22 protein-coding genes and 2 tRNA genes are annotated in these 24,238 nt (G+C 63.9%); 21 read left to right on the forward strand and 3 right to left on the reverse strand.

Going from position 1 to position 24,238, the window contains the following annotated elements; genetic code table 11:
- The first annotated feature begins 43 nt into the window (after positions 1–43).
- From frr to QY917_RS02530, 13 genes are all read left to right on the forward strand, one after another.
- Entirely contained in the window at positions 44–604 is a 561-nt protein-coding gene (gene frr, locus QY917_RS02470; RefSeq protein WP_011805777.1) for a ribosome recycling factor, read from the forward strand.
- 28 nt (positions 605–632) lie between these two features.
- Positions 633–1,367: a polyprenyl diphosphate synthase gene (gene uppS / locus QY917_RS02475; RefSeq protein WP_015912865.1), complete on the forward strand. Its 735-nt coding sequence runs from the start codon at positions 633–635 to the stop codon at positions 1,365–1,367.
- A 34-nt stretch (positions 1,368–1,401) separates the two neighbouring features.
- Entirely contained in the window at positions 1,402–2,256 is an 855-nt protein-coding gene (locus tag QY917_RS02480; RefSeq protein ID WP_103738359.1) for a phosphatidate cytidylyltransferase, read from the forward strand.
- Positions 2,253–3,425 carry a 1-deoxy-D-xylulose-5-phosphate reductoisomerase gene (ispC, locus tag QY917_RS02485; protein WP_015912867.1) on the forward strand — a complete coding sequence of 391 codons (1,173 nt, stop codon included), beginning with the start codon at positions 2,253–2,255 and terminating at the stop codon, positions 3,423–3,425. Before QY917_RS02480 ends, ispC begins: the two co-directional genes overlap by 4 nt.
- Before the next feature lie 120 nt (positions 3,426–3,545).
- Complete coding sequence (gene rseP / locus QY917_RS02490; RefSeq protein ID WP_123676538.1) at positions 3,546–4,910, forward strand: RIP metalloprotease RseP; 1,365 nt, start codon at positions 3,546–3,548, stop codon at positions 4,908–4,910.
- 45 nt (positions 4,911–4,955) lie between these two features.
- Complete coding sequence (bamA, locus tag QY917_RS02495) at positions 4,956–7,253, forward strand: outer membrane protein assembly factor BamA (RefSeq protein WP_015912869.1); 2,298 nt, start codon at positions 4,956–4,958, stop codon at positions 7,251–7,253.
- Positions 7,253–7,774, forward strand: coding sequence for an OmpH family outer membrane protein (locus tag QY917_RS02500; RefSeq protein WP_015912870.1), 522 nt, complete (start codon positions 7,253–7,255; stop codon positions 7,772–7,774). Before bamA ends, QY917_RS02500 begins: the two co-directional genes overlap by 1 nt.
- A 24-nt stretch (positions 7,775–7,798) precedes the next feature.
- Positions 7,799–8,779, forward strand: coding sequence for a UDP-3-O-(3-hydroxymyristoyl)glucosamine N-acyltransferase (lpxD, locus tag QY917_RS02505; protein ID WP_123676537.1), 981 nt, complete (start codon positions 7,799–7,801; stop codon positions 8,777–8,779).
- 15 nt (positions 8,780–8,794) lie between these two features.
- Complete coding sequence (gene fabZ, locus QY917_RS02510) at positions 8,795–9,235, forward strand: 3-hydroxyacyl-ACP dehydratase FabZ (protein WP_011805769.1); 441 nt, start codon at positions 8,795–8,797, stop codon at positions 9,233–9,235.
- 17 nt (positions 9,236–9,252) lie between these two features.
- Positions 9,253–10,044: an acyl-ACP--UDP-N-acetylglucosamine O-acyltransferase gene (lpxA, locus tag QY917_RS02515; RefSeq protein WP_011805768.1), complete on the forward strand. Its 792-nt coding sequence runs from the start codon at positions 9,253–9,255 to the stop codon at positions 10,042–10,044.
- A gap of 15 nt (positions 10,045–10,059) precedes the next feature.
- On the forward strand, positions 10,060–11,217 hold the full coding sequence (gene lpxB / locus QY917_RS02520; protein WP_123676536.1) for a lipid-A-disaccharide synthase: 1,158 nt from the start codon (positions 10,060–10,062) through the stop codon (positions 11,215–11,217).
- Positions 11,192–11,821 carry a ribonuclease HII gene (gene rnhB, locus QY917_RS02525; protein WP_123676535.1) on the forward strand — a complete coding sequence of 210 codons (630 nt, stop codon included), beginning with the start codon at positions 11,192–11,194 and terminating at the stop codon, positions 11,819–11,821. The genes lpxB and rnhB overlap by 26 nt, the downstream gene beginning before the upstream one ends.
- A 30-nt stretch (positions 11,822–11,851) precedes the next feature.
- Complete coding sequence (locus QY917_RS02530; RefSeq protein WP_123676534.1) at positions 11,852–12,634, forward strand: RNA methyltransferase; 783 nt, start codon at positions 11,852–11,854, stop codon at positions 12,632–12,634.
- Between the two features lie 57 nt (positions 12,635–12,691).
- On the opposite strand, the gene QY917_RS02535 is transcribed toward QY917_RS02530, so the two are convergent.
- The 3 genes from QY917_RS02535 to QY917_RS02545 all read right to left on the reverse strand — a co-directional run bounded on the left by QY917_RS02535 (position 12,692) and on the right by QY917_RS02545 (position 13,531).
- On the reverse strand, positions 12,692–13,066 hold the full coding sequence (locus tag QY917_RS02535) for a hypothetical protein (RefSeq protein ID WP_011805764.1): 375 nt from the start codon (positions 13,064–13,066) through the stop codon (positions 12,692–12,694).
- 116 nt (positions 13,067–13,182) lie between these two features.
- Positions 13,183–13,267 (reverse strand) — tRNA-Leu (locus QY917_RS02540).
- A 179-nt stretch (positions 13,268–13,446) separates the two neighbouring features.
- A tRNA-Leu gene (locus tag QY917_RS02545) sits at positions 13,447–13,531 on the reverse strand.
- Positions 13,532–13,550: 19 nt separating this feature from the next.
- Here QY917_RS02545 and rnr point away from each other — a divergent pair.
- From rnr to infB, 8 genes are all read left to right on the forward strand, one after another.
- Positions 13,551–15,845, forward strand: a complete 2,295-nt coding sequence (gene rnr / locus QY917_RS02550) for a ribonuclease R (RefSeq protein WP_123676533.1) — start codon at positions 13,551–13,553, stop codon at positions 15,843–15,845.
- A 41-nt stretch (positions 15,846–15,886) separates the two neighbouring features.
- A complete protein-coding gene (locus QY917_RS02555; RefSeq protein WP_123676532.1) occupies positions 15,887–16,642 on the forward strand; it encodes an SDR family oxidoreductase in 756 nt (251 codons plus the stop codon).
- 43 nt (positions 16,643–16,685) lie between these two features.
- On the forward strand, positions 16,686–17,372 hold the full coding sequence (locus tag QY917_RS02560) for a cytochrome c4 (RefSeq protein WP_302078454.1): 687 nt from the start codon (positions 16,686–16,688) through the stop codon (positions 17,370–17,372).
- Positions 17,369–18,643, forward strand: a complete 1,275-nt coding sequence (locus QY917_RS02565) for a cytochrome c (protein WP_123676531.1) — start codon at positions 17,369–17,371, stop codon at positions 18,641–18,643. Before QY917_RS02560 ends, QY917_RS02565 begins: the two co-directional genes overlap by 4 nt.
- A gap of 10 nt (positions 18,644–18,653) precedes the next feature.
- Positions 18,654–19,043, forward strand: a complete 390-nt coding sequence (locus QY917_RS02570; protein ID WP_123676591.1) for a thioredoxin domain-containing protein — start codon at positions 18,654–18,656, stop codon at positions 19,041–19,043.
- Between the two features lie 189 nt (positions 19,044–19,232).
- The gene (rimP, locus tag QY917_RS02575; protein ID WP_123676530.1) at positions 19,233–19,826 is read left to right on the forward strand and encodes a ribosome maturation factor RimP; all 594 of its coding nucleotides are present in this window, start codon (positions 19,233–19,235) and stop codon (positions 19,824–19,826) included.
- 69 nt (positions 19,827–19,895) lie between these two features.
- Positions 19,896–21,380, forward strand: a complete 1,485-nt coding sequence (gene nusA, locus QY917_RS02580) for a transcription termination factor NusA (protein WP_015912881.1) — start codon at positions 19,896–19,898, stop codon at positions 21,378–21,380.
- Positions 21,381–21,404: 24 nt separating this feature from the next.
- Complete coding sequence (gene infB, locus QY917_RS02585; RefSeq protein ID WP_123676529.1) at positions 21,405–24,236, forward strand: translation initiation factor IF-2; 2,832 nt, start codon at positions 21,405–21,407, stop codon at positions 24,234–24,236.
- The last annotated feature ends 2 nt before the right edge of the window (positions 24,237–24,238 follow it).

The following is a 24,238-nucleotide window of genomic DNA, read 5'->3' on the forward strand; positions in this document are numbered from 1 at the left end:
TTGCCGCGCCTGGCCTGATTGCCCGCTTGCAGAGGAACCACACATGACGATTGCCGACATCAAGAAGACGACCGAGGCGAAGATGGACCAGTCCATCGCCGCCTTCAAGAACAACCTGGCCAAGATCCGCACCGGCCGCGCCAACCCGCAGCTGCTCGACACGATCCATGTCGAGTACTACGGATCCATGGTGCCGTTGTCCCAGGTGGCCAACGTGGCCTTGCTCGACGCGCGCACCATCAGTGTGCAGCCCTGGGAAAAGAACATGGGTGCCAAGATCGAGAAGGCGATCCGTGAAAGCGATCTGGGGCTGAACCCGGCCTCCATGGGCGACCTGATCCGCGTGCCCATGCCGCCGATGAGTGAAGAGCGCCGCAAGGAGATGACCAAGCTGGCGCGCAGCGAAGGCGAGGGCGCCAAGGTGGCCATCCGCAACCTGCGCCGCGATGCCAATGAAGGCGTCAAGAAACTGGTCAAGGACAAGCTCGCCTCCGAGGACGACCAAAAGCGCGCCGAGGCCGATGTGCAGAAAACCACCGACAAGCACATTGCAGAGATCGATGCCTTGGTGGCGGCCAAGGAGCAGGAAATCATGGCGATCTGATCCGGTTTTGCGGATCGATCCTGGATTCATGCCCACCGTGCAGGGAGCCATTCCCCACCACATTGCCATCGTCATGGATGGCAACGGCCGCTGGGCGACGCGCCGCTTCCTGCCGCGCCTGGCGGGGCATCGGCAGGGCGTGGAATCGCTGCGGCGCTGCGTGCATGCTTGCGTCCAACGCGGCGTGGGCGTGCTTACCGTGTTCGCGTTTTCCTCCGAGAACTGGAACCGTCCGGCGGACGAGGTGTCCGGTCTCATGGATCTGCTTGCCAAGGCGCTGACACGTGAGGTGCCGCAACTGGCCCGGGATGGCGTGCAGGTGCACTTCGTGGGGGAAAAATCGGGCATTTCGGCGCAGGTGCGCGAAGGGCTCCAGCGTGCCGAGGCGGCCACCGCAAGCAACCAGCGCCTGGTGCTCAATGTCTGCTTCAACTACGGCGGCCGCTGGGACATCACGCAGGCCGCAGCTGCGCTTGCAGCGCGGGGCGAGCCCATCACCGAGGCCAGCCTGCATGCCGCCATGGGCATGGCCCATGTGCCCGATCCGGATCTGCTGATCCGAACCGGTGGCGAGCGGCGCATCAGCAACTTCCTGCTGTGGCAGGCCGCCTATACCGAACTGTATTTCAGTGACCGCCTGTGGCCCGATTTCGACGAGGCCGCACTGGATGAAGCCATCGCGGACTTCGCGGCGCGCGAGCGCCGCTTTGGCCAAACCTCCGACCAGGTACAAGCGCAGCAGCCCGGTTCGCTGCGTGCCTGATTCCGTCCACCGCACATCGCTGAAGGGGGCCTGGATGCTCAAGCAACGTGTCATCACCGCGCTGGTCCTGCTGGCCATTCTGCTGCCGGCATTGTTCTATCCCTCGTTCGTGCCCTTTGCCGTGGTGACGCTGGTCATGATGGCTGCGGCGGCGTGGGAATGGGGTCGGCTCAACGGCCTCGGCGGCGGCGCCAGCATCGGCCTGGGGGCGGCGTGTGTAGTGTTGTGCGGCCTCGGGTGGGCCGCGGGCTGGCTGCACCAGCCGCTGCCCTGGCTGTGGCTGGTGGGCGGCGCTGCCTGGGTGTTGGGCGGGGCCGCCTTGCTGCGCGTGGGCGTGGCCGGCTGGCCGCAGCTGCCGCGCGGGCTGCGCGTGGCCGGCGGCGTGCTGGCGCTGTGGATGGCCTGGCTGGCCGTGGCCCAGGCGCGCGTGGTGGGGGTCAATTTCCTTCTGTCGGTTCTGACCCTGGTGTGGGCGGCCGACATCTTTGCCTACTTTGCCGGCCGCGCTTTTGGCCTGCGCTTCACGCGCAACAAGCTGGCTCCCTCTATCAGCCCCGGCAAGAGCTGGGAAGGGGTGTGGGGTGGCATGCTGGGTGTGCTGGTGCTGGCCGCGGCCTGGACCGCGGCCGATGGGGCCTGGCAGGCCAGCGTGCCCAGCTTGTACTCACGCCTGGCAGCCCAGGGCGTATGGCTGCTGGTCGTTGGCGCATTGTTCATGGCCGCCATGAGCGTGGTAGGCGACCTGGTGGAGTCGCTCATCAAGCGCAGCGCCGGTGTCAAGGACAGCAGCGGCCTGCTGCCCGGCCACGGCGGCGTACTGGACCGCATCGATGCGCTGCTGCCTACGCTACCCCTGGCCATGATGCTTTCTCATTTCGCATCCGCATGAAACAACGTCTCACGGTGCTGGGTTCCACGGGATCCATCGGCACCAGCACCCTCGACGTGGTGGCACGCCACCCCGATCGCTACGAAGTCTTTGCGCTGAGCGCGGCCACCCAGGTGGACCTGATGCTGGCGCAGTGCGCGCAGTTCCGTCCGCGCTATGCGGTGATGGCCAGCAGTGCGCATGCGCGCCAGCTGGCAGACAAACTGCAGCAGAGCGGCTTGCCCACCGAGGTGCTGCAAACACCCGATGCGCTGCAAGCCATTGCCTCCCACGAAGAGGTGGACGCGGTCATGGCGGCCATCGTGGGCGCGGCGGGCCTGGCGCCGTGCCTGGCGGCCGCGCGTGCGGGCAAGCGCCTGCTGCTGGCCAACAAGGAGGCGCTGGTCGTCGGGGGCGAGGTGTTCATGGCCGCGGTGCGCGAAGGCGGCGCCACGCTGCTGCCCATCGACAGCGAGCATTCCGCCATCTTCCAGAGCCTGCCCGAAGACCCCGCCACCTGGCCGCGGCGCGTGGACCACGTGCTGCTCACCGCGTCGGGCGGGCCGTTTCGCACGCGCGACCCGGCCACGCTGCGCGACGTGACGCCGGCGCAGGCCTGCGCGCATCCCAACTTCTCGATGGGCCGCAAGATTTCCATCGACTCGGCCACGATGATGAACAAGGCGCTGGAGGTGATCGAGGCGCGCTGGCTGTTCAACCTGGCGCCCGAGCAGATCAAGGTGGTCATCCACCCGCAGCAGATCATCCACTCCATGGTGCAGTTCGTGGACGCGTCCATCATTGCCCAGTTGGGCACGCCCGATATGCGCGTGCCCATCGCCTGTGGCCTGGCCTGGCCCGAGCGGGTGGAAAGCGGCGCGGCACCCCTGGATTTCACGCAACTGGCAGCGCTGACCTTCGAAGAAGCGGATGCCACGCGCTTTCCCGGGCTGCACCTGTCCTGGCAGGCGTTGCGCGCGGCGCCCGGCACCACGGCCGTGCTCAATGCCGCCAACGAGGTGGCAGTGGCGGCTTTCCTGGAGCAGCGCATACGTTTCGACCAGATCCATGCGCTCAACCTTGCAACTTTGGAAGCCGTCGAACCGTCCAACCCGGACTCGCTGGATGCACTGCTGGCGCTGGATGCGCGCACGCGCGCGCGGTCCGCGGAACTGATGGCGCGCCTGTGAGAGATGCTCTTAAAAGGTGAGCGTTTTGCGCTTGTCACACAAGGGTTGCAGGTGCATTTTATATTCAAACCATTGCTGGATAAGCGCAAGGCGCTCTGATTTTTGTAGGAAACCCCAGGCATGCTGTTGACTGTCGTTGCCTTCATCGTCGCGTTGGGCGTACTGATCGCCGTGCACGAGTACGGCCATTACCGCGTGGCGGTGGCCTGCGGTGTCAAGGTCCTCCGCTTCTCGGTCGGCTTTGGCAAGCCTTTGCTGCGTTGGCAGCCCAAGGGTTCACCCACGGAATTCGTCATCGGCGCCTTTCCGCTGGGAGGGTACGTGCGCATGCTGGACGAGCGCGAGGCGCCCGTCGAGCCGCATGAACGCCACCTGGCCTTCAATACCCAGCCCCTGCGTTCGCGCGCCGCCATCGTTGCCGCGGGGCCGCTGGCCAATCTGCTCCTGGCGGTGTTGTTGTATGCTGCCGTCAACTGGAGCGGCGTGGACGAGCCCAAGGCCTACCTGGCCAGCCCTGTAGCGGGCTCGGTGGCCGAGCAGGCGGGCCTGCGCGGCGGCGAACTGGTGGTGTCCGCCGGGCTGGGCGAGGGCGATTTCGAGCCCGTGCGCTCGTTCGAAGACCTGCGCTGGACGCTCACGCGCGGCGCGCTGGACGGGCAGAACGTGCGGCTGCTGCTGCAGCCTGAGCGCGGCTCGACGCCGCGCGAGGTGCTGTTGCGCATAGATCAGCTGGACGTGCGCGAGGCCGATGTGCAGCTGTATCGCCGCATCGGCATCACCGCGCCCTGGACGCGTCCCGTGTTGGGCGAGGTCGTGCCAGGCGGCGCGGCTGCGCGTGCGGGGCTGCGCGCTGGCGATGTGGTTCTGCGCCTGGGCAATGCGGCGGTGGTGGATGGCGTGCAACTGCGCGAGCTGATACGCGCGTCCGTGCAGGCAGGCCGGCCGCTCACGCAGGTCTGGCGCATCGAGCGCGACGGTCAGCCGCGCGACTTGGAAGTCACGCCCGAAGTGGCGCAGGAGGCGGGCGGCGCCGTGGGACGCGTCGGCGCCTATGTGGGCGCGCCGCCCGAGATGGTGAACGTGCATTACGGCCCCTTGGAAGGGCTCTGGAAAGGCACGGTGCGCACATGGGAGGTGTCGGTCCTCACGCTGCGCATGATGGGCCGCATGGTGATCGGTGAGGCTTCGCTCAAGAACCTCAGCGGGCCGCTGACCATCGCCGATTACGCAGGCCGTTCCGCCAGCATGGGGCTGACCCAGTACCTCAGCTTCCTCGCACTCATCAGCGTGAGCCTGGGAGTGCTGAACCTGCTTCCGCTGCCCGTATTGGATGGTGGGCACCTGATGTATTATCTTTGGGAGGGGGTGACGGGACGGGGCGTGTCCGAAGCCTGGATGGAGCGGCTGCAGCGCACAGGCGTCGCGGTGCTTCTCCTCATGATGTCCATCGCCCTGTTCAACGACCTCACCCGGCTTTTTGGCTAACCTTTTCGCCGCCGTTGCGCTGCACTGTCGGCTCCAGCTTCATCCATGAGAAAACATATCAATCGCCTGGGCGTGCGTACGGCATCCGCCCTCGCAGCCATGGTTTTTGCCTCCCAAGCCGCATGGGCGCTGGCGCCGTTCAAGGTGCAGGACATCCGTGTGGAAGGCCTGCAACGTGTGGAGCCGGGCACCATCTTCGCGTCGTTGCCGCTGCGCGTGGGTGACGAGTACAACGACGACAAGGGTGCAGCAGCCATCCGCGCGCTGTTTGCCCTTGGCCTGTTCAAGGACGTGCGCCTGGAGGCTTCCGGCAACGTGCTGGTGGTGGTGGTGGAAGAGCGCCCGACCATCGCCGACGTGGATTTCGCTGGCACCAAGGAGTTCGACAAGGACACCCTCAAGAAGGCCATGCGCGACGTGGGTTTGACCGAGGGGCGCCCCTTCGACAAGGCCTTGGCCGACCGCGCCGAGCAGGAACTCAAGCGCCAGTACATCAACCGCAGCCTGTACGGCGCGGAGGTGGTGACCACCGTCACGCCGATCGAGCGCAACCGCGTCAACCTCACCTTCACCGTCACCGAGGGCGAGCCCGCCAAGATCAAGGAAATCCGCATCGTCGGCAACAAGGCCTTCAGCGAATCCACGCTCAAGGGGCTGTTCGACCAGGACACGGGCGGCTGGATGAGCTGGTACACCAAATCCAACCGCTATTCGCGCGCCAAGCTCAATGCAGACCTGGAGACGCTGCGCTCGTACTATCTGGCGCGCGGCTTCCTGGAGTTCCGCATCGAGTCCACGCAGGTGGCAATCTCGCCCGACAAGCAGGACATCTCGATCACCGTCAACGTGAACGAAGGCCAGAGCTATGTGGTTTCAGGAGTGAAGTTGGAAGGCAACTACCTGGACCGCGATGACGAGTTCAAGTCGCTCATCACCATCCGCCCTGGCGAGCCCTACAACGCCGACAAGGTGGCCGAAACCACCAAGGCTTTCACTGACCACTTCGGGAACTTCGGCTTCGCCTTCGCGCGTGTGGAGGCCGTGCCCGAGATCGACCGCGAGAACAACCGCGTGGCCCTGGTGCTGCGTGCAGAGCCCTCGCGCCGCGCCTATGTGCGCCGGATCAACGTGAGCGGCAACAACCGCACCCGCGACGAAGTCATCCGCCGCGAATTCCGCCAGTTTGAAGCCTCCTGGTACGACGGCGACAAGATCAAGCTGTCGCGCGACCGCGTGGACCGCCTGGGCTATTTCACTGAGGTGAATGTGGAAACCCAGGAGGTGCCGGGCGCGCCCGACCAGGTGGACCTGGTGGTGAACGTGGCCGAGAAGCCTACGGGATCGCTGCAACTGGGGGCGGGCTTTTCCAGCGCCGAGAAGGTCTCGGTGTCGTTTGCTATCAAGCAAGAGAACGTCTTCGGTTCAGGCAACTACCTTGGCGTGGACGTCAATACCAGCAAGTACCGTCGCACGCTGGTGTTCTCCACCACCGATCCGTACTTCACGCAGGATGGCATCTCCCGTACCTTCGACGTGTACTACCGCACGGCCAAGCCCTACGAAGACCAGGGCGGCAACTATGAGCTGGTCACCGCGGGCACCAGTGTGCGCTTGGGCGTACCCTTCAGCGAGACCGACACCGTGTTCTTCGGGGGGGGAGTGGAGCAGACGCGCATCAAGGCCGGTACCAATATCCCCGCCGCCTACCTCGCCTATGCGCAGCAGTTTGGTGAAACCAGCCTATCAGTGCCGCTCACCATTGGCTGGTCGCGCGATGACCGTGACAGTGCGTTGGCACCGAACTCCGGGCGGTACCAGCGCCTGAACTCCGAATGGTCCGTGGCCGGCGATGCGCGCTATGTGCGAGCCAACTACCAATACCAGCAGTACATTCCCTTGAACAAGCAGTTCACCATCGCCTTCAACGGTGAGTTGGGCTTAGGCAAGGGCATGAATGGCCGTCCCTTCCCGGTGTTCAAGAATTTCTACTCCGGCGGCCTGGGCTCGGTGCGCGGCTTCGACCAGGGCACACTGGGTCCGCGGGACGTGACCGGTGCGTCGCTGGGCGGCCCCAAGAAGATCACGCTGAATGCCGAGCTCATCGCGCCGTTCCCCGGCGCCGGCAACGACCGCACGCTGCGCTGGTTCACTTTCGTGGACGCGGGCAACGTGTACGGCGAGGATGAGAGCTGGGAGCTGGGCGACATGCGCGTCTCGGCTGGTCTGGGCCTGAGCTGGATTTCCCCGCTGGGCCCGCTACGTATCGCCATCGCGCAACCGGTGCGCAAGTTCGCCGGCGATAAAATCCAGAAACTGCAATTCCAGATCGGAACGTCTTTCTAATGAAATCCCTTTCCCGCCACATTCCCCTGGTCGTCCTGTTGGGCTCCCTGGCTGCCGCCGTGCCTGCACAGGCACAGGAGTTCAGGGCCGGCTTTGTGAATACCGACCGCATCTTCCGCGAAGCCAACACCGCCAAGGCGGCGCAGGCCAAGCTGGAGCAGGAGTTCTCCCGCCGGGAGAAAGAACTGGTGGACATGGGCAATTCGCTCAAGTCCGCCACCGAGAAGTTCGAGCGTGAGGCGCCCACGATGGCCGAGAGCCAGCGCACCGCACGGCAACGCCAGTTGGTGGACCAGGACCGCGAATTCCAGCGCAAGCGCCGCGAATTCCAGGAGGACCTGGGCGCGCGCAAGAACGAGGAACTGGGCCAGGTGCTCGAGCGCGCGAACCGCGTCGTCAAGCAGGTGGCCGAGCAGGAGAAGTACGACGTGATCCTGCAGGAGGCCGTCTACATCAATCCCAAGCACGACATCACCGACAAGGTGATCAAGGCGATGAACGCTGCCAACGGCGGCAAGTAAAGCACCGGCACGGGACAGTAGCGCGTGAGCTTGCGACTCGGGCAGATCGTCGATGCACTTGGGGGCAGCCTGGAAGGAGGGGAGAGGGATACCGAAATCCTCCGCATAGCCCCGCTGGAATCCTCCGGCCCGGGTGACCTGTCCTTCCTGAGCAATCCGCGCTACCAGTCACAACTGGCCGCCTCCCAGGCGGCCTGTGTCATTGTGGCCCCCGCGATGCGCAATGCAGCCTTGGAGCGCGGCGCGTGCATCGTTGTGGAGCAGCCCTACACATACTTTGCACACGTGACGCAGCTGTGGGTGCGTGCGCATGGCCAAGGTGCGCCTGCGGGCATCCACCCCAGCGCCGTAGTCGATCCGCAAGCCCAGGTGGCCTCGACAGCCTCGATCGGTCCCCTGTGCGTGGTCGAGCGCGGCGCAGTGATTGGAGCGCACACGGTGCTCAAGTCTCGGGTGACGGTCGGCGAGCGTTGCACGGTTGGCGAGCGCTGCATCCTGCACCCTGGCGTGGTCATCGGGGCCGACGGCTTCGGCTTTGCGCAGCAGCGCGGCGAATGGATCAAGATCGAGCAACTGGGCGCGGTGCGCATCGGCAACGATGTGGAGATCGGTGCGAACACCTGCATTGACCGCGGAGCGCTCGACGACACGGTCATCGAAGACGGCGTCAAGCTCGACAACCTGATCCAGATCGCTCACAACGTGCACATCGGCCGCCACACCGCCATGGCGGGCTGTTCCGCGGTGGCGGGCAGCACCCGCATCGGCGCGCACTGCACGATTGCAGGGGCCGCGTCCATCGTGGGGCACTTGCAGTTGGCGGACAATGTGCACATCTCCACCAACACGGTGGTGACGCACTCGATCACGCAACCGGGGCAGTACACCGGGGTGTTTCCCATGGACGACAATGCGAAGTGGGAAAAGAACGCGGCCACGCTGCGGCAGCTGTACCGGCTGCGTGAACGCATCAAGGCTCTCGAACAAACACGAAAAGACGGCTAGGCCGCTCACAGAAAAATGATGGATATCCACCAAATTCTCAAACTCCTGCCCCACCGCTATCCGTTCCTGCTGGTGGATCGGGTGAATGAGCTCGAACGCGGCAAGCGCATCCTGGCCATCAAGAACGTGACCATTAACGAGCCGTTTTTCACGGGGCACTTCCCCGCACGCCCGGTGATGCCCGGGGTGTTGATTCTCGAAGCACTCGCGCAGGCGGCGGGCTTGCTGTCGTTCGACATGATGGGTGAGGCGCCGGGCGACGACAAGGTCTTTTACTTCGTCGGTATCGATGGTGCGCGCTTCAAGCGCCCCGTGGAGCCAGGCGATCAGCTCATCCTTGACGTGGAACTGGATCGCATCAAGGGCGGCATCTACAAGTTCAAGGGCGTCGCGCGCGTGGGCGACAGCGTCGCGTGCGAGGCCGAGATCATGTGCACCATGCGCACGGTGGCCTGACGGGCCGAGGATTTCGCTTGGCGCCCAACATCCATTCCACGGCCCTCGTTGATGCGGCCGCGCAGTTGGACCCTACTGTTACGGTGGGGCCGTATGCGGTTATCGGCCCCCACGTGCAAATCGGCGCGCGCACGTCGATTGGCGCGCACTGCGTGATCGAGGGCCATACGCGCATTGGTGAAGACAACCGCATCTTCCAGTTCAGTTCGCTGGGAGCAGCTCCGCAGGACAAAAAATACGCGGGCGAGCCCACGCGTTTGGAGATCGGCCACCGCAACACGATCCGCGAGTTCTGCACCTTCAACGTCGGCACCGTGCAGGACCGGGGCGTCACCACCATCGGGGACGACAACTGGATCATGGCCTATGTGCACATCGCGCACGACTGCGTGGTGGGCAACCAGACTATCCTGGCCAACAACGCCACGCTGGCCGGACATGTGCAGGTGGGTGACCAGGCCATCATCGGCGGCTTGACCGGCGTGCACCAGTTTTCACGCATCGGCGCCCACGTCATGGCGGGCTTTGCCAGCCGCATCTCGCAAGATGTTCCGCCCTTCATGATGGTGGACGGCAATCCGCTGGCCGTGCGCGGGCTGAACCTGGAAGGGCTGCGCCGACGGGGTTTTTCCGCGCAGCGCATGGCGGGCATCAAGCAGGCCTACCGCCTGCTGTACCGCCAGGGCCTCACGCTGGAGGCCGCGCTGTCGGCCATGGCCGACGTGCCGCATTCGCATCCCGAGGCGGAAGGCGATATCGCCCTGCTGCGTGATTTCGTGATCGCGTCTCAGCGCGGTATCGCGCGCTGAGACGCCGCTGGCGCCATGGTGGCTGAGTCTCCCCGCGTCGCAATGGTGGCTGGCGAAACCTCTGGCGACCTGCTGGCCGGCCTGCTGCTGGACGGCCTGCGTGCGCGGTGGCCCGCCGTGGCCAGTATGGGCATCGGCGGGCCGCGCATGCAGGAGCGGGGCTTTCAGGCCTGGTGGCCCAGCGAACGGCTGGCCGTGCACGGCTACAGCGTCGAGCTGGTGCGGCGCCTGCTGGGCATTCTGCGGATCCGCCGGCAGCTGCGTGCCAGATTGCTGGCGGACAAGCCCGACGTCTTCATCGGCGTGGATGCGCCCGATTTCAACCTGGGGTTGGAGGCGGACCTGCGTGCCGCCGGCATAAAGACGGTGCACTTCGTCTGCCCTTCGATCTGGGCGTGGCGCGCCGATCGGGTCGAGAAGATTCGTGCCAGCGCGGACCATGTCCTGTGCATCTTTCCGTTTGAACCGGAACTGCTCGCGCGCCAGGGCATCGCCGCCACCTATGTCGGCCACCCATTGGCCAGTGTCATCCCCCGGGTGCCCGACAAGGCGGCTGCGCGCGCACAGCTGGGCCTGACGGTACACGATGAAGTGCTGGCCATCCTGCCGGGCAGTCGCTCGGCAGAGGTGGCCTACATTGCCAAGCCGTTCTTTCAGGCTGCAGCGCTTATCAAAAAAGCGCGACCAGCTATAAAAATAATAGTACCCGCGGTGCCGGCCCTGAGGGCTCGTATCGAGCAGATCGCGCGCGAATGCGGGGTGCTGGATGCGCTGACCATCGTCACGGGCCAATCGCACCTGGTGCTCGCGGCCTGCGACGTGACGCTGATTGCCAGTGGCACTGCCACGCTGGAGGCCGCGCTGTTCAAGCGGCCGATGGTCATCTCCTACCACATGCATCCGATCAGTTGGCGCCTCATGCGCCGCAAGCAGTTGCAGCCCTGGGTGGGCTTGCCCAACATCCTGTGCAGGGAGTTCGTGGTGCCCGAGCTGTTGCAGGACGCCGCCACGCCCGACGCACTGGCCACCGCGGTCCAGGACTGGCTGGACGCGCGGTTGCAGGATCCGGCCCGTATCCAACGGCTGGAACAGCGCTTCACGGCATTGCACGACGATCTGCAGCGCGATACCCCGCGACTGGCTGCCCATGCGATTCAGAACCTCCTTGCTTGAACAGGCCGCCCTGGACTGGCATCCGCCCGGCCTCGTCGCCGGCGTGGATGAGGCCGGGCGTGGGCCGTTGGCCGGCCCCGTGGTGGCGGCTGCGGTGATCCTGGACGACCTGCAGCCCATCGCCGGCTTGGCCGACTCCAAGGTGCTTACGGCCGCACGGCGCGAGAAGCTTTACGACGAGATCCGCGCCAAGGCGCTGTGTTGCAGCATTGCGGAAGCATCGGTGGAGGAGATCGATCAACACAACATCCTGCAAGCCACGATGCTGGCCATGCGCCGTGCGGTGCTGGGGCTGCGGCTGAAGCCGGTGCGGGTGTTGGTGGATGGCAATCGCTTGCCACCGCTGGACGTTCCGGCGGAGGCCATCGTCAAGGGCGATGCGCTGGTCGCGTCGATCTCAGCCGCCTCGATCCTTGCCAAGGTCACGCGCGACCGCTGGTGCGCGCAATTGCACCAGCAATACCCGGTGTATGGCTTTGCCGGCCATAAGGGCTACGGTACGGCAGAGCACCTGGCCGCGCTGGAAGTGCATGGGGCCTGTCCCCAGCACCGGCGCTCGTTCGCGCCGGTGGCGCGCGCCTTGCAGGCGCCCGTCGCCGCCTGAGTCAGATCGCTATCCCCCTTTGCGTTTCCTATGCACGCCACGCCTGCTTTCATCCAATCGCGCGACAACGCACTGCTCAAGGAGTTGCGCCGCCTGTCGCAGGACAGTTCCGCATACCGCAAGCAGGGCCGTGTGTGGCTGGAGGGAGATCATCTGTGCAGCGCTGCGCTGGCGCGTGGACAAAAGCCAGCGGTAGCGGTGTTTTCGGAGTCATTTTGGCCCCAAGCGCCCGCTGAATATGCGCGAGCAGCTACGAAAAATGTAGTGATCGCTGATGTACTCTGGAGTGACATCAGCGCTCTGGAATCTCCGGCGCCCATGGGTTTTGTGTTGCCGCTGCCTGAAGCGGAGGGGTTGGACGGCAGGATGCCGACGGTCGTGCTCGACCGCCTGCAGGATGCGGGTAACGTGGGCTCCATCCTGCGCAGCGCATCGGCATTCGGGTTCACGCAAGTGGCGGCGCTGAAAGGCACCGCTGCGCTCTGGAGTGGCAAGGTGCTGCGCGCGGGCATGGGCGCCCATTTCGCCCTGCGGCTGGTCGAGGGGTTGGCGCCCGCAGACATCGACCGGCTAGAGGTCCCGTTGCTGGCAACCAGCTCGCACGAGGGCGACTTCCTCCATCGCGCAGCCTTGCCCTGGCCGTGTGGCTGGATCATGGGCCACGAAGGGCAGGGCGTTTCGCCCGCCCTGCAGCAGCGTGCGCGGCGCCACATCCGCATTGCGCAGCCTGGGGGTGAGGAGTCGCTCAACGTGGGGGCCGCCGCGGCCATCTGCCTCCATGCCAGCGCTGCGGCGCGCGACTCGGCTGGCTGAGGCGTTCACGGCCCTGGCCGCGCGTCCGCCGGCGGTAGGGCGAATCGGTGGGAGAGCCTACTCAGTGCCCGCGAGACAAGGCACATTGATGTCGCGCGCGAACAGCCGGCAATTGATCGAGTGGCTTGCTTCCACGCCGGCGTTGCGGTTGCGTTGAAATGCCGCCAGCTTGTTCTCTTCGTAGCGTGGATGGGGCGGCGCGCCTTCGGGGCGGTCCAGGCTCTCGGCCCACACGGAGGCATGGCACAGGCTCTTGCCTTCGCAGGCATTGGCCGCGGCGCGCTGCACATAGGCGCGGTTGCCTGCCTTGTCGGTCGGCACCATCACATACACATGATGGCCATACCGGCCGATCACGGCATCTTGGGCCAGGGCATGTGGGGCGCTCAGTGTGAGCATCAGTCCCAGCAGGGCGAAAGTGGGTCGCTTCATGATTCTCCTCCGGTAATGTTTATTGTGTGGGCTCGCTGCGCCAGCAGTGAATCTCGGGCCGCAGGGGCTTTACAAACAAAAAAGCCGCTGAAAAATCAGCGGCTTTTGCTTGTCTTTGGTGCCCAGGAGAGGACTCGAACCTCCACGATGTTACTCGCTAGTACCTGAAACTAGTGCGTCTACCAATTCCGCCACCTGGGCATTTCAGGGAAGCTCAGATTATAGGAGCCTTTTTGTTCGCTTGAACGGCATTTCCAAAAATTTTATGTGTCCCTCGCGCTGCTCCAACACGCCACATTGTTGAGACGCGGGTAACAAAAAAGGCCACTTCAAATGAAGCGGCCTTTGCTGTCAGAACCCTGGCGGGTTCTCGTTAAACTTGGTGCCCAGGAGAGGACTCGAACCTCCACGATGTTACTCGCTAGTACCTGAAACTAGTGCGTCTACCAATTCCGCCACCTGGGCATTTCAGGAAAGTCATAGATTGTATAGCAAAAAAAATCACTCTGAATCATCCGTCGCCAAAGTTTCACTGGACGAGATCGAAGGCACCGTCCAGGGACACCGCGACGGGCATGGCTTCGTCCTGCGCGATGACGGCCAGCCTGACATCTACCTTCCTGCCAATGAGATGCGGGCGGTATTGCACAAGGACCGGGTGCGCGTGCGCATCGCGCGCCAGGACCGGCGCGGCCGGCCTGAAGGCCGCGTGGTCGAGATTCTGGAGCGCCCGCCCCAACCCATCATCGGGCGCCTTCTTCAGGAGAGCGGTGTCTGGCTGGTCGCCCCTGAGGACAAACGGTACGGCCAGGACGTGCTGATTCCCAAGGGTGCTACGGGGGCTGCTGCGACGGGACAGGTCGTGGTGGTGGAACTGACCGAGCCGCCGGCTTTGTTTGGACAACCCGTGGGGCGGGTGGTCGAAGTGCTGGGGGAGGTAGATGACCCTGGGATGGAGGTGGAAATTGCCGTGCGCAAATACGGGGTTCCGCATGAATTCTCCGAAGCGTGCCTTGACCAGGCGAAGGCGCTGCCGGACAAGGTGCGCGCTCAGGACAAGCGTCGACGCGTGGATCTGACAGATGTCCCCCTGGTCACCATCGATGGTGAAGACGCGCGCGACTTCGACGACGCGGTGTATTGCGAACCCGCCAAGATCGGGCGCGCCAAGGGGTGGCGCCTGCTCGTGGCCATCGCGGACGTGAGCCACTATGTGGAGACAGGCAACGCCATCGATATTGACGCCTATGACCGGGCGACCAGCGTTTATTTCCCGCGGCGCGTTATCCCCATGCTGCCGGAGAAACTCTCCAACGGGCTGTGCTCGCTGAACCCCCATGTCGAGCGCCTGTGCATGGTGTGCGACATGATGGTTACCGCCAAGGGTGAAATTCACGCCTATCAGTTCTATCCTGCGGTCATGCTCAGCCACGCGCGGCTTACCTATACCGAGGTGGCTGCGGTGCTGGCCAATACGCGCGGCCCGGAAGCGCTGAAGCATCAAGAGCGCGTGGGCAACCTGCTCAACCTCTACGAGGTCTACCGCGCATTGCTAGCCGCGCGGCAGGCGCGCGGCGCCGTGGACTTCGAGACGACCGAGACGCAAATCGTCTGTGATGACAATGGCCGTATCGAGAAAATCGTCCCGCGTGTACGCACCGAGGCGCACCGCCTGATTGAGGAGGCGATGCTCGCTGCCAACGTCTGCAGCGCCGATTTCATCGGTCATGCCGGCCGGGCGGGGCTGTATCGCGTTCATGAGGGGCCTACGCCGGAGAAGCAAGAGATCCTGCGTGCATATCTCAAAGCCATGGGTGTTGGCATGTCGATCGGGGACGACCCGCGGCCGGCAGAATTCCAGGCGATTGCCGAGGCCACCAAGGACCGGGTGGATGCGCAGCAGATCCACACCATGCTGCTGCGTTCGATGCAGCAGGCGATCTACACGCCTGTCAACAGCGGTCACTTCGGTTTGGCATTCGAAGCCTATACACACTTCACCAGTCCTATTCGCCGCTACCCGGATCTGCTGGTGCATCGCGTGATCAAGTCCATCTTGAGCGGCACCAAATATGTGCTGCCCGCGCTGCCGACGCCGGGGGAGGCTCAGTTCAAGCTGGCCAAGCGTCTGGCTTCCAAGGGCGGAGAATCCTCTGCACGCCCTTCCAAGACGGGTGGCGTTATCAGCGTCCGGGAGACGCAGGCGTGGGAGGCCGCGGGACTGCACTGCAGTGCGAACGAACGCCGTGCGGACGAGGCCAGTCGTGACGTGGAAGCATGGCTCAAGTGCCAGTACATGCGTGAGCATCTGGGTGAGGAGTACAGCGGTGTCGTCAGCGCGGTGACGAGCTTCGGCATCTTCGTGACGCTTGATGCCCTCTATGTGGAAGGGCTGGTACACATCACGGAACTGGGTGGGGAGTACTTCAAGTTCGATGAGGCGCGGCAAGAACTGCGGGGGGAGCGCACGGGTATCCGCTATGCGATTGGTGCACGCGTGCGTGTTCAGGTCAGCCGCGTCGACCTCGATGGCCGCAAGATCGACTTCCGGCTGGTGCATGAAGCCGGCGACGGTTTCTCCACCAAAGGCCCCAAGTCCAGGGATGGCGCGAAACGCGGTTCCTCGGCAGCGGCCTTGGATGGTAGATCCGCCTCGGTGCCCACGGCCCGGGAAAGCAGAGAGGAGGGGAGCCGGCGGCGCCCGCATAAGCAGGCCTTGGTCGGCAAAAAAGCGGCAGGTGGCAAGAACCCTTCTAAGGGCCGCAAATCCCGCGGTTGAGTAGATTGATGGGTAAGAAGGACAGGAGACAAGCGTCGCATATGGTTAAAGCATCGAAGGTGGCCATCGTTACGGGGGCTGGGTCAGGGATTGGCAAGGCGGCGGCTTTGGCGCTGCTGCGCGATGGATGGAGCGTTGTTCTCGCTGGGCGGCGTGAGTCGCTATTGCAGGAGGTCGTGGGCGAATCAGAGGGTGGGGTGCGTGCGCTCGCCGTCCCCACCGATGTGTCCGACCCCGCTGCGGTGCGCACGCTGTTTGACCGGGCTGTGCTTCATTTCGGGCGCGTGGATCTGTTGTTTAACAACGCGGGCGTGAGTGCTCCCGCCGTGCCGCTGGAGGATCTGGCGGTGGAGCAGTGGCGGCAGGTGGTCGACGTCAACCTCAATGGCATGTTCTTTTGCATGCAGAACGCTTTTCGGGTCATGAAGACGCAGTCGCCACGGGGCGGGCGCATCATCAATAACGGCTCGATTTCAGCGCACGCCCCGCGGCCCAACTCCATTGCCTACACCGCCACCAAGCATGCGGTGATGGGCCTGACAAAGACAGCGGCTCTCGATGGGCGCAAGTACGATATTGCGGTGGGACAAATCGATGTCGGGAACGCCCAGACCGAGCTGGCCCAGCGCATGACGCAGGGCGTGCAACAGGCCAATGGCCAGATTGCGGCGGAACCTCTGATGGACGTGGACATCGTGGGGCAGTCCGTGCTTTACATGGCCAATCTTCCGCTGGAGGCTAATGTGTTGTTCCATACCGTCATGGCGACCAAAATGCCTTTTGTCGGGCGTGGCTGAGAAATTCTTACGCCCCTTGCTGCACGCGGCAGGGGCGCTGTGCATGCTGCTCGCTGCCTCGGTGGCCGCCGCGCCGGCCGTGGATATGGCGCCGCGTGTGCAGGCCTGCACCGCGTGCCATGGCAAGCAGGGGCGTGCCACTCCTGACGGTTATTTCCCTCGCATCGCGGGAAAACCGGCGGGATATCTGCACAACCAACTGCTCAATTTCCGTGATGGCCGGCGCAGCTATCCGCAGATGGCGTACTTGCTGCAGCATCTGACGGACGACTATCTCCGGGAGATGGCGGACTACTTCGCAAGACTGGACCTGTCCTATGCGCCACCGGTAGCTGCAGCTGTATCAGCAGCCACACTGGCGCAGGGAGAGACGCTTGTGCGGTGGGGGGATGCGAGCCGCCAATTGCCGGCCTGCGTGCAGTGCCATGGCGATGCTCTGGCGGGCGTCGCGCCTTTCATTCCAGGGTTGCTGGGGCTGTCTCGCGATTATGTGAGCGCCCAGTTGGGGGCCTGGCAGACCGGTCTGCGGCGCGCCCATGCGCCAGATTGCATGGCGCGCATCGCCAGCAAACTGACCGCTGACGATGTAAGTTCCATCGCGGCGTGGCTGTCCTCCCGTCCTGTTCCCTTAAGGTTCACACCGGCGCCGGCATTCAAGGCGCCGCTGCCAATACCCTGTGGCGGCATTGGTTCTCCGGCGTTGCAGGCTGGCGCGGAGCAGGTGCAATGAGTACTTGGCGCAAAAGGCTTGCGACGGCGGGGCTTTCCGTGGCGCTGGTTGCGGGAGGGATCTGGGTATTGAACCGGCTGGATGAGGCTCCGCTGCCGCACGCCGAACGCGTGACCACCACGGCCTCTCTCGACATTGCCAGAGGCCGGTACTTGGCACGTGCTGGTAACTGCCTCGCCTGCCACACCCGGCAGGGAGGCGTGGCATTCGCAGGGGGCCGTGGGATAGAGACGCCTTTTGGCGTGATTTACGCCCCCAACCTGACACCCGACCGGGAAACGGGTATCGGAGCGTGGTCTGCATCAGAATTCTGGCGTGCCCTGCACAATGGCCGTTCGCGCGATGGCAGGCTGCTTTCGCCGGCCTTTCCTTATCCCAGCTATACGCGCATCACCCATGAAGACTCGGATGCCATCTTTGCCTTCTTGCAAAGCTTGCCGCCAGTGGTGCAACCCGGCGTGCCGTCGCGCGTGCGCTTCCCGTTCAATACCCAAGCGGCATTGGCAGTGTGGCGAGCGTTGTATTTTCGGCCTGGTGTATTCGAGCCCGTACCGTCCCGCTCTGCGGAATGGAATCGAGGCGCCTATCTCGTGCAGGGGCTCGGGCACTGTGCTGCATGCCATTCGCCGCGCAACGCGATGGGGGCGGTATCTACAGACGGGCGTTTGAGCGGGGGGATGGCGGCAGGCTGGTACGCCCCAGCGCTCAACACCTCGAATGAAGGAGGTGTGGCGGAATGGCCCAGGCAGGATGTGGTCATGCTCCTGGGGGCGGGGCGCTCACCCCGGGCCGCGGTATCCGGCCCCATGGCGGAGGTGGTCTACCACAGCCTTCAGTATTTGAGCGATGCCGATCTGCAAGCGATGGCGGACTATCTGCAAGCGCTGCCGCCAACGGACAAGGTCGCCGCGCCTCGGCGGCCCCCTTCACCTGCGTCGATGCAGCGTGGGCGGGCCACGTACGAGCGTCAATGCGTGCAGTGCCATGGAGGCGAGGGCCAGGGCGATCCTGAGGCCTTTCCTCCGCTGGCAGGCAACCGGGCGGTGATGCTGGAAAATCCTGTCAATCTGGTGCATATGGTGCTGCGGGGCGGGTATCTGCCAGCCACCGGCGGTAATCCGCAACCCCATGGCATGCCGCCATTCCTGCAGCGTTTGAGTGACGCAGAAGTGGCGGATGTGCTTTCATATATTCGCAACGCCTGGGGTAATGCGGCTTCCAGGGTCGATACGATCGATGTCCATCGGGCCCGTGAGGGGCGTGATTCTTAAGGAACTTCTCATGGGCTCCGAAGCCTTTTTGCCGGATGTTGCTTCACATGCCAGCGCAACGCCGCAGTGGTGGGTTGTGTGTCTGTGCGCACAATGGTGCGGTGTATGCCGTGAATACCGTCAAGCCTTCGACCAAACTGCGCGCGCTTGGCCGCAAATGCGCTTTGAATGGGTGGATGTGGAGGATGAGGAAGAAGTGGTCGGCGACCTGGATGTAGAGACTTTTCCTACTGTCTTGATTGCCGATGGCAGGGCTGCACGGTTTCTGGGACCCCTATTGCCTCAGGCCACAGTGTTGGGGCGCATGCTTCAAAGCTTGCAGCAGGCTTCCCAAGTAGCCACGATGGACAGCGCAGCGCAGGACCTTTTTGAGAGAATACGGTCAAGCCGCCAGGGTTGATTCCCGCCCGAATGCAAGATACGTGCCTTTGATCTTTGCAGGTGCCTCGCATATTGGCTACAATACTGGCTTCACGACCAAAACGGGCGGGTACTTACCGCCCTTTTTTTTTGGGCGTTTGATTTTGGTTTTTGCAGCCTTGCCGGCCCCGGCGGGGCCTTCATTTGGAATTGGATAGAGCGCACGCACGTGGCATTGCAGCAAATCGTTGAACAAACCGTGGCCGGGCTGGGCTATGACCTGGTGGAGATTGAGCGCTCCGCCGGAGGGTTGCTGCGCATTACCATTGACCTGGTTTGGGTGCCGCCCACGGATGAGGTGTCCGCTGCCGTAGGCGCCGAGCAATTCATTACCGTAGAGGATTGTGAAAAGGTCACCCGTCAGTTGCAGTTCGCGCTGGAGGTGGAGGGGGTGGACTACACGCGGTTGGAAGTCTCATCTCCTGGGATCGACCGCTTGTTGCGCAACGAGGCGGACTTCAAGCGTTTCGAGGGCGAGGTGATCGACATCACCCTCAAACAGCCCATGGGCGCTGCGGCGGGAGGGCAAGTGCATGCCAACCGCAAGAAATTCCGGGGAACGCTCGAGCATGCCGATTCGGGCGGTTGGCAGATTGTCTGGAGCGATGAGCCGCCCGTGAAGCCGGGGCAGCGCATCAGCAAGAAGCGCGTGCCAGCGCCTTTGCAGGCCCTTGGTTTCACTTTGGATGAGTTGCGCGAGGCGCGGCTTGCGCCGATCGTGGATTTCAAAGGACGAGGGACCAAGCCTGGGGAGCCGGGCTGAAGGTTGCATAACCGGACTGTCCTCTGAACGGGCAGTTCGTCAGGAATTGAGAAACAGGAGAGCCGTCGCATGAATCGCGAGTTGTTGATGTTGGTAGAAGCCATTTCGCGCGAAAAGAACGTGGAGCGCGATGTGGTCCTGGGCGCTGTGGAGTCTGCTCTGGCACAGGCCACGAAGAAGCTCTACCAGGGTGAAGTGGACATCCGCGTGTCGATTGATCGCGACAGCGGCGAATACGAGACTTTCCGTCGTTGGCTGGTGGTGCCCGACGATGCCGGATTGCAGAACCCCGACGCCGAAGAGCTGCTGATGGATGCCCGCGAACGGGTGGCCGATATCGAGGTGGGGGAGTACATCGAGGAAGCCGTCGAGTCGGTACCGATCGGCCGCATCGGGGCCATGGCGGCCAAGCAGGTAATCCTGCAAAAGATCCGCGATGCCGAACGCGAGATGCTGCTCAACGATTTCATGTCACGCGGCGAGAAAATTTTCACCGGCACGGTGAAACGCATGGACAAGGGCGACATCATCGTCGAGAGCGGCCGGGTGGAAGGGCGCCTGCGTCGCGGCGAGATGATCCCGAAGGAAAACCTGCGCAATGGGGACCGTGTGCGCGCCATGATCATGGAGGTGGACCTCACGCTGCGCGGAGCGCCCATCATCCTCTCGCGCTCCGCGCCGGAGTTCATGATCGAGTTGTTCCGCAACGAGGTGCCCGAGATCGAACAGGGCCTGCTGGAGATCAAAAGCTGTGCCCGTGACCCCGGCAGCCGCGCGAAGATCGCTGTGCTCAGCCATGACAAGCGCGTGGACCCCATCGGCACCTGCGTGGGCGTGCGCGGAACGCGTGTGAACGCCGTGACCAACGAACTGGCAGGAGAGCGCGTGGACATCGTGCTGTGGTCCGACGACCCTGCGCAGTTCGTGATCGGCGCGCTTGCTCCGGCCAACGTGACTTCCATCGTGGTCGACGAAGAGAAGCACGCCATGGACGTCGTGGTGGACGAGGAAAACCTCGCCATCGCCATCGGGCGCGGCGGCCAGAACGTGCGCCTGGCGTCCGACCTCACGGGCTGGAAGATCAACATCATGGATGCGGCCGAATCCGCGCAGAAGCAGGCCAATGAAACCGATGCCGCACGTCGCCTGTTCATGGAGAAGCTGGATGTGGATGAGGAGATCGCCAACATCCTGATCGAGGAGGGCTTTGCCAGCCTCGAGGAAGTGGCCTATGTGCCGCTGCAGGAAATGCTGGAGATCGAGAGCTTCGACGAGGACACGGTGAACGAGCTGCGCGCACGCGCCAAGGATGCGCTGCTCACCATGGAAATCGTTCGTGAAGAAAGCGTGGAAAGCGTATCGCAAGACCTGCGTGACCTCGAAGGTCTGACGCCCGAACTGATCGCCAAGTTGGCGGAAGGTGGCGTGCATACGCGTGACGACCTGGCCGATTTGGCCATTGACGAACTGACCGAGCTGACCGGCCAGTCTGCCGAAGATGCGACCGCCTTGATCATGAAGGCGCGCGAGCACTGGTTCACGGGGCAAGAGTAAGGGTCAGGGAGGTTCGAACACAATATGTCGAGTAACACTGTTGCTGAGTTCGCTGCAGAGCTCAAGAAATCGCCTGAAACCTTGCTGGACCAGCTGAAGTCCGCCGGTGTGGTCAAGGCGTCGCCGTCGGACGTTCTAAACGAAGCCGACAAGCAAAAGCTGCTGGCCCACCTGCAGGCCAGTCATGGCACTGCGGGGGGGGACCGCAAAAAGATCACCCTGGTCAAGAAGTCCACCAGCGAGATCAAGCAGGCCGACGCTTCTGGCAAGGCACGCACGATCCAGGTCGAAGTGCGTAAGAAGCGTACTTTCATCAAGCGTGACGACAGTGTCGACGCGCCTTCCGATGCGGCTGAATCTGCTCCTTCGGCGGAGGATCTCGAGCTCGTGCGCCGCGAGGAAGAGGCGCGCCGTCAGGCAGAGCTGATTCGCCGCCAGGAGGAAGAGTTGGCCTTGACACGCCGCGAGCGTGAAGAGCGCGAGCGCCGCGAGCGCGAAGCCGAAGAACGCGCTGCCGCCTATGCCGCCCAGCAGGCGGAAAAAAAGGCGCAGGAGTCTGCGGAGCGTGCCGAGGCGCAGCGCGAAGCTGCCGTGGAGGCCGAAGAACGTGCGAAGGCGCAGGCCGATGCCCGGGCAAAGGCCGATGAAGAATCCAAGGCACGCGCGGCGGAAGAAACCGCACGTGCGGCCGACCTGGACGAGCGCCGCCGCAAGGCGCTTGCCGAGGCCGAGGCCATTCGCGCAATGATGGCTGCCCCCAAGAAGGTGCTCGTGGCGAAGAAACCCGAGGAACCCAAGCCTGCCGCCAAGGCGGGAGCTTCCGGGGACGCCAAGAAGGGTACGCTGCACAAACCCGCCACCGGTTCCGGCACGGGCGCGCGCACCGCTGCGCCATCGGCGCCAGGCGGGGCGGGCAAGGAGGTCAAGTCGGCCAAGCTGTCGTCCAGCTGGGCCAACGACACGACCAAGAAGAAGGAAATCAAGACCCGCGGCGACAGCAGTGGCGGCGTGGGGCGCAACAACTGGCGTGGCGGCCCCCGCGGCCGCCGCGGCAATGACCGCGACGACCAGCGCCAGCAGCAGGCAGCCACAGAGTTCCGCGTGCTCGAGGTCTATGTGCCCGAGACCATCACGGTGGCCGAGTTGGCGCACAAGATGGCCATCAAGGCTTCCGAAGTGATCAAGTCGCTCATGAAGATGGGCCAGATGGTCACCATCAACCAGCCGCTGGACCAGGACACCGCCATGATCGTGGTGGAGGAAATGGGCCACACCGCGAAGGTGGCCGCTCTGGATGATCCGGAAGCCTTCACCGCCGAGGAAGTGTCCAGCCAAGATGCCGAACAACTGTCCCGCGCCCCCGTGGTGACGGTGATGGGCCACGTGGACCACGGCAAGACCTCGCTGCTGGACTACATCCGGCGCAGCAAGGTAGCCTCTGGCGAAGCTGGCGGCATTACCCAGCACATCGGCGCCTACCATGTGGAGACGCCACGCGGCATCGTCACGTTCCTGGACACGCCGGGCCACGAGGCCTTCACGGCCATGCGTGCGCGCGGCGCCCAGGCCACCGACATCGTGATTCTGGTGTGTGCGGCAGACGACGGCGTGATGCCCCAGACCAAGGAAGCCATCAAGCACGCGAAGGCGGCTGGTGTTCCCATCGTGGTGGCGCTTACCAAGGCAGACAAGCCCGAGGCCAACATCGAGCGCGTCAAGCAGGAACTGGTGGGCGAGCAGGTGGTGCCTGAGGAATACGGCGGCGATTCGCCGTTCGTGGCCGTGTCGTCCAAGACGGGCATGGGCATCGATGCTCTGCTGGAGCAGGTGCTGCTCCAGGCCGAGGTGCTGGAACTCAAGGCTCCCGTCGATGCGGCTGCCAAGGGTATCGTCATCGAGGCCCAGTTGGACAAGGGCCGCGGGTCCGTGGCCACCGTGCTGGTGCAGTCCGGTACGCTCAAGGTGGGCGATGTGGTGCTGGCAGGCCAGACCTTCGGCCGCGTGCGCGCCATGCTGGACGAAGACGGCAAGCAGACCAAGGAAGCCGGCCCGTCGATCCCGGTGGAGATCCAAGGCCTGAACGAAGTGCCCCAGGCGGGCGACGACTTCATGGTGCTGCAGGACGAACGCCGCGCCCGCGAGATCGCGACGTACCGCGCTGGCAAGTTCCGCAACACCAAGCTGGCCAAGCAACAGGCGGCCAAGCTGGAGAACATGTTTGCCGAGATGGGGGCGGGCGAGGTGCAGACCCTGCCGCTGATCATCAAGGCGGACGTGCAGGGCTCCCAGGAGGCGCTGGCGGCTTCGCTGCTCAAGCTCTCCACCGAAGAGATCCGCGTGCAGATCGTGTATTCCGGCGTGGGCGGCATCAGCGAGTCGGACGTCAATCTGGCGATCGCCTCCAAGGCCATCGTCATTGGCTTCAACGTGCGCGCCGATGCGCAGGCCCGCAAGACGGCCGAAGGCAACGACGTGGACATCCGCTACTACAACATCATCTACGACGCCGTGGATGAAGTGAAGGCAGCGATGTCCGGCATGCTGGCGCCCGAACAGCGCGAGGAAGCCATCGGCACGGCCGAGATCCGTACCGTGTTCGTGGCCTCCAAGATCGGTACCGTGGCGGGTTCGTACATCACGTCGGGCCAGGTCACGCGCAACTGCAAGTTCCGCCTGCTGCGCGACAACATCGTCATCTACACGGGCGATGTGGAATCGGTGCGCCGCATGAAGGACGACGTCAAGGAAGTCAAGGAAGGCTTCGAGTGCGGTATCAAGCTCAAGAACTACAACGACATCAAGGAAGGTGATCAGCTGGAGTTCTTCGAGATCAAGGAAATCGCACGCACGCTGTAAGG

This window comes from Diaphorobacter sp. C33 (assembly GCF_030503915.1).
GTDB classification, from domain to species: Bacteria; Pseudomonadota; Gammaproteobacteria; order Burkholderiales; family Burkholderiaceae_C; genus Diaphorobacter; species Diaphorobacter nitroreducens.

What these genes read in the sequence shown, in the direction of transcription:
- frr (WP_011805777.1), top strand. Translation starts at nt 44, where the DNA reads ATGACGATTGCCGACATCAAGAAGACGACCGAGGCGAAGATGGACCAG.
- uppS (WP_015912865.1), top strand. Translation starts at nt 633, where the DNA reads ATGCCCACCGTGCAGGGAGCCATTCCCCACCACATTGCCATCGTCATG.
- QY917_RS02480 (WP_103738359.1), top strand. Translation starts at nt 1,402, where the DNA reads ATGCTCAAGCAACGTGTCATCACCGCGCTGGTCCTGCTGGCCATTCTG.
- ispC (WP_015912867.1), top strand. Translation starts at nt 2,253, where the DNA reads ATGAAACAACGTCTCACGGTGCTGGGTTCCACGGGATCCATCGGCACC.
- rseP (WP_123676538.1), top strand. Translation starts at nt 3,546, where the DNA reads ATGCTGTTGACTGTCGTTGCCTTCATCGTCGCGTTGGGCGTACTGATC.
- bamA (WP_015912869.1), top strand. Translation starts at nt 4,956, where the DNA reads ATGAGAAAACATATCAATCGCCTGGGCGTGCGTACGGCATCCGCCCTC.
- QY917_RS02500 (WP_015912870.1), top strand. Translation starts at nt 7,253, where the DNA reads ATGAAATCCCTTTCCCGCCACATTCCCCTGGTCGTCCTGTTGGGCTCC.
- fabZ (WP_011805769.1), top strand. Translation starts at nt 8,795, where the DNA reads ATGATGGATATCCACCAAATTCTCAAACTCCTGCCCCACCGCTATCCG.
- lpxB (WP_123676536.1), top strand. Translation starts at nt 10,060, where the DNA reads ATGGTGGCTGAGTCTCCCCGCGTCGCAATGGTGGCTGGCGAAACCTCT.
- rnhB (WP_123676535.1), top strand. Translation starts at nt 11,192, where the DNA reads ATGCGATTCAGAACCTCCTTGCTTGAACAGGCCGCCCTGGACTGGCAT.
- QY917_RS02530 (WP_123676534.1), top strand. Translation starts at nt 11,852, where the DNA reads ATGCACGCCACGCCTGCTTTCATCCAATCGCGCGACAACGCACTGCTC.
- QY917_RS02535 (WP_011805764.1), bottom strand. Translation starts at nt 13,066, where the DNA reads ATGAAGCGACCCACTTTCGCCCTGCTGGGACTGATGCTCACACTGAGC.
- QY917_RS02555 (WP_123676532.1), top strand. Translation starts at nt 15,887, where the DNA reads ATGGTTAAAGCATCGAAGGTGGCCATCGTTACGGGGGCTGGGTCAGGG.
- QY917_RS02560 (WP_302078454.1), top strand. Translation starts at nt 16,686, where the DNA reads ATGCTGCTCGCTGCCTCGGTGGCCGCCGCGCCGGCCGTGGATATGGCG.
- QY917_RS02565 (WP_123676531.1), top strand. Translation starts at nt 17,369, where the DNA reads ATGAGTACTTGGCGCAAAAGGCTTGCGACGGCGGGGCTTTCCGTGGCG.
- QY917_RS02570 (WP_123676591.1), top strand. Translation starts at nt 18,654, where the DNA reads ATGGGCTCCGAAGCCTTTTTGCCGGATGTTGCTTCACATGCCAGCGCA.
- nusA (WP_015912881.1), top strand. Translation starts at nt 19,896, where the DNA reads ATGAATCGCGAGTTGTTGATGTTGGTAGAAGCCATTTCGCGCGAAAAG.
- infB (WP_123676529.1), top strand. Translation starts at nt 21,405, where the DNA reads ATGTCGAGTAACACTGTTGCTGAGTTCGCTGCAGAGCTCAAGAAATCG.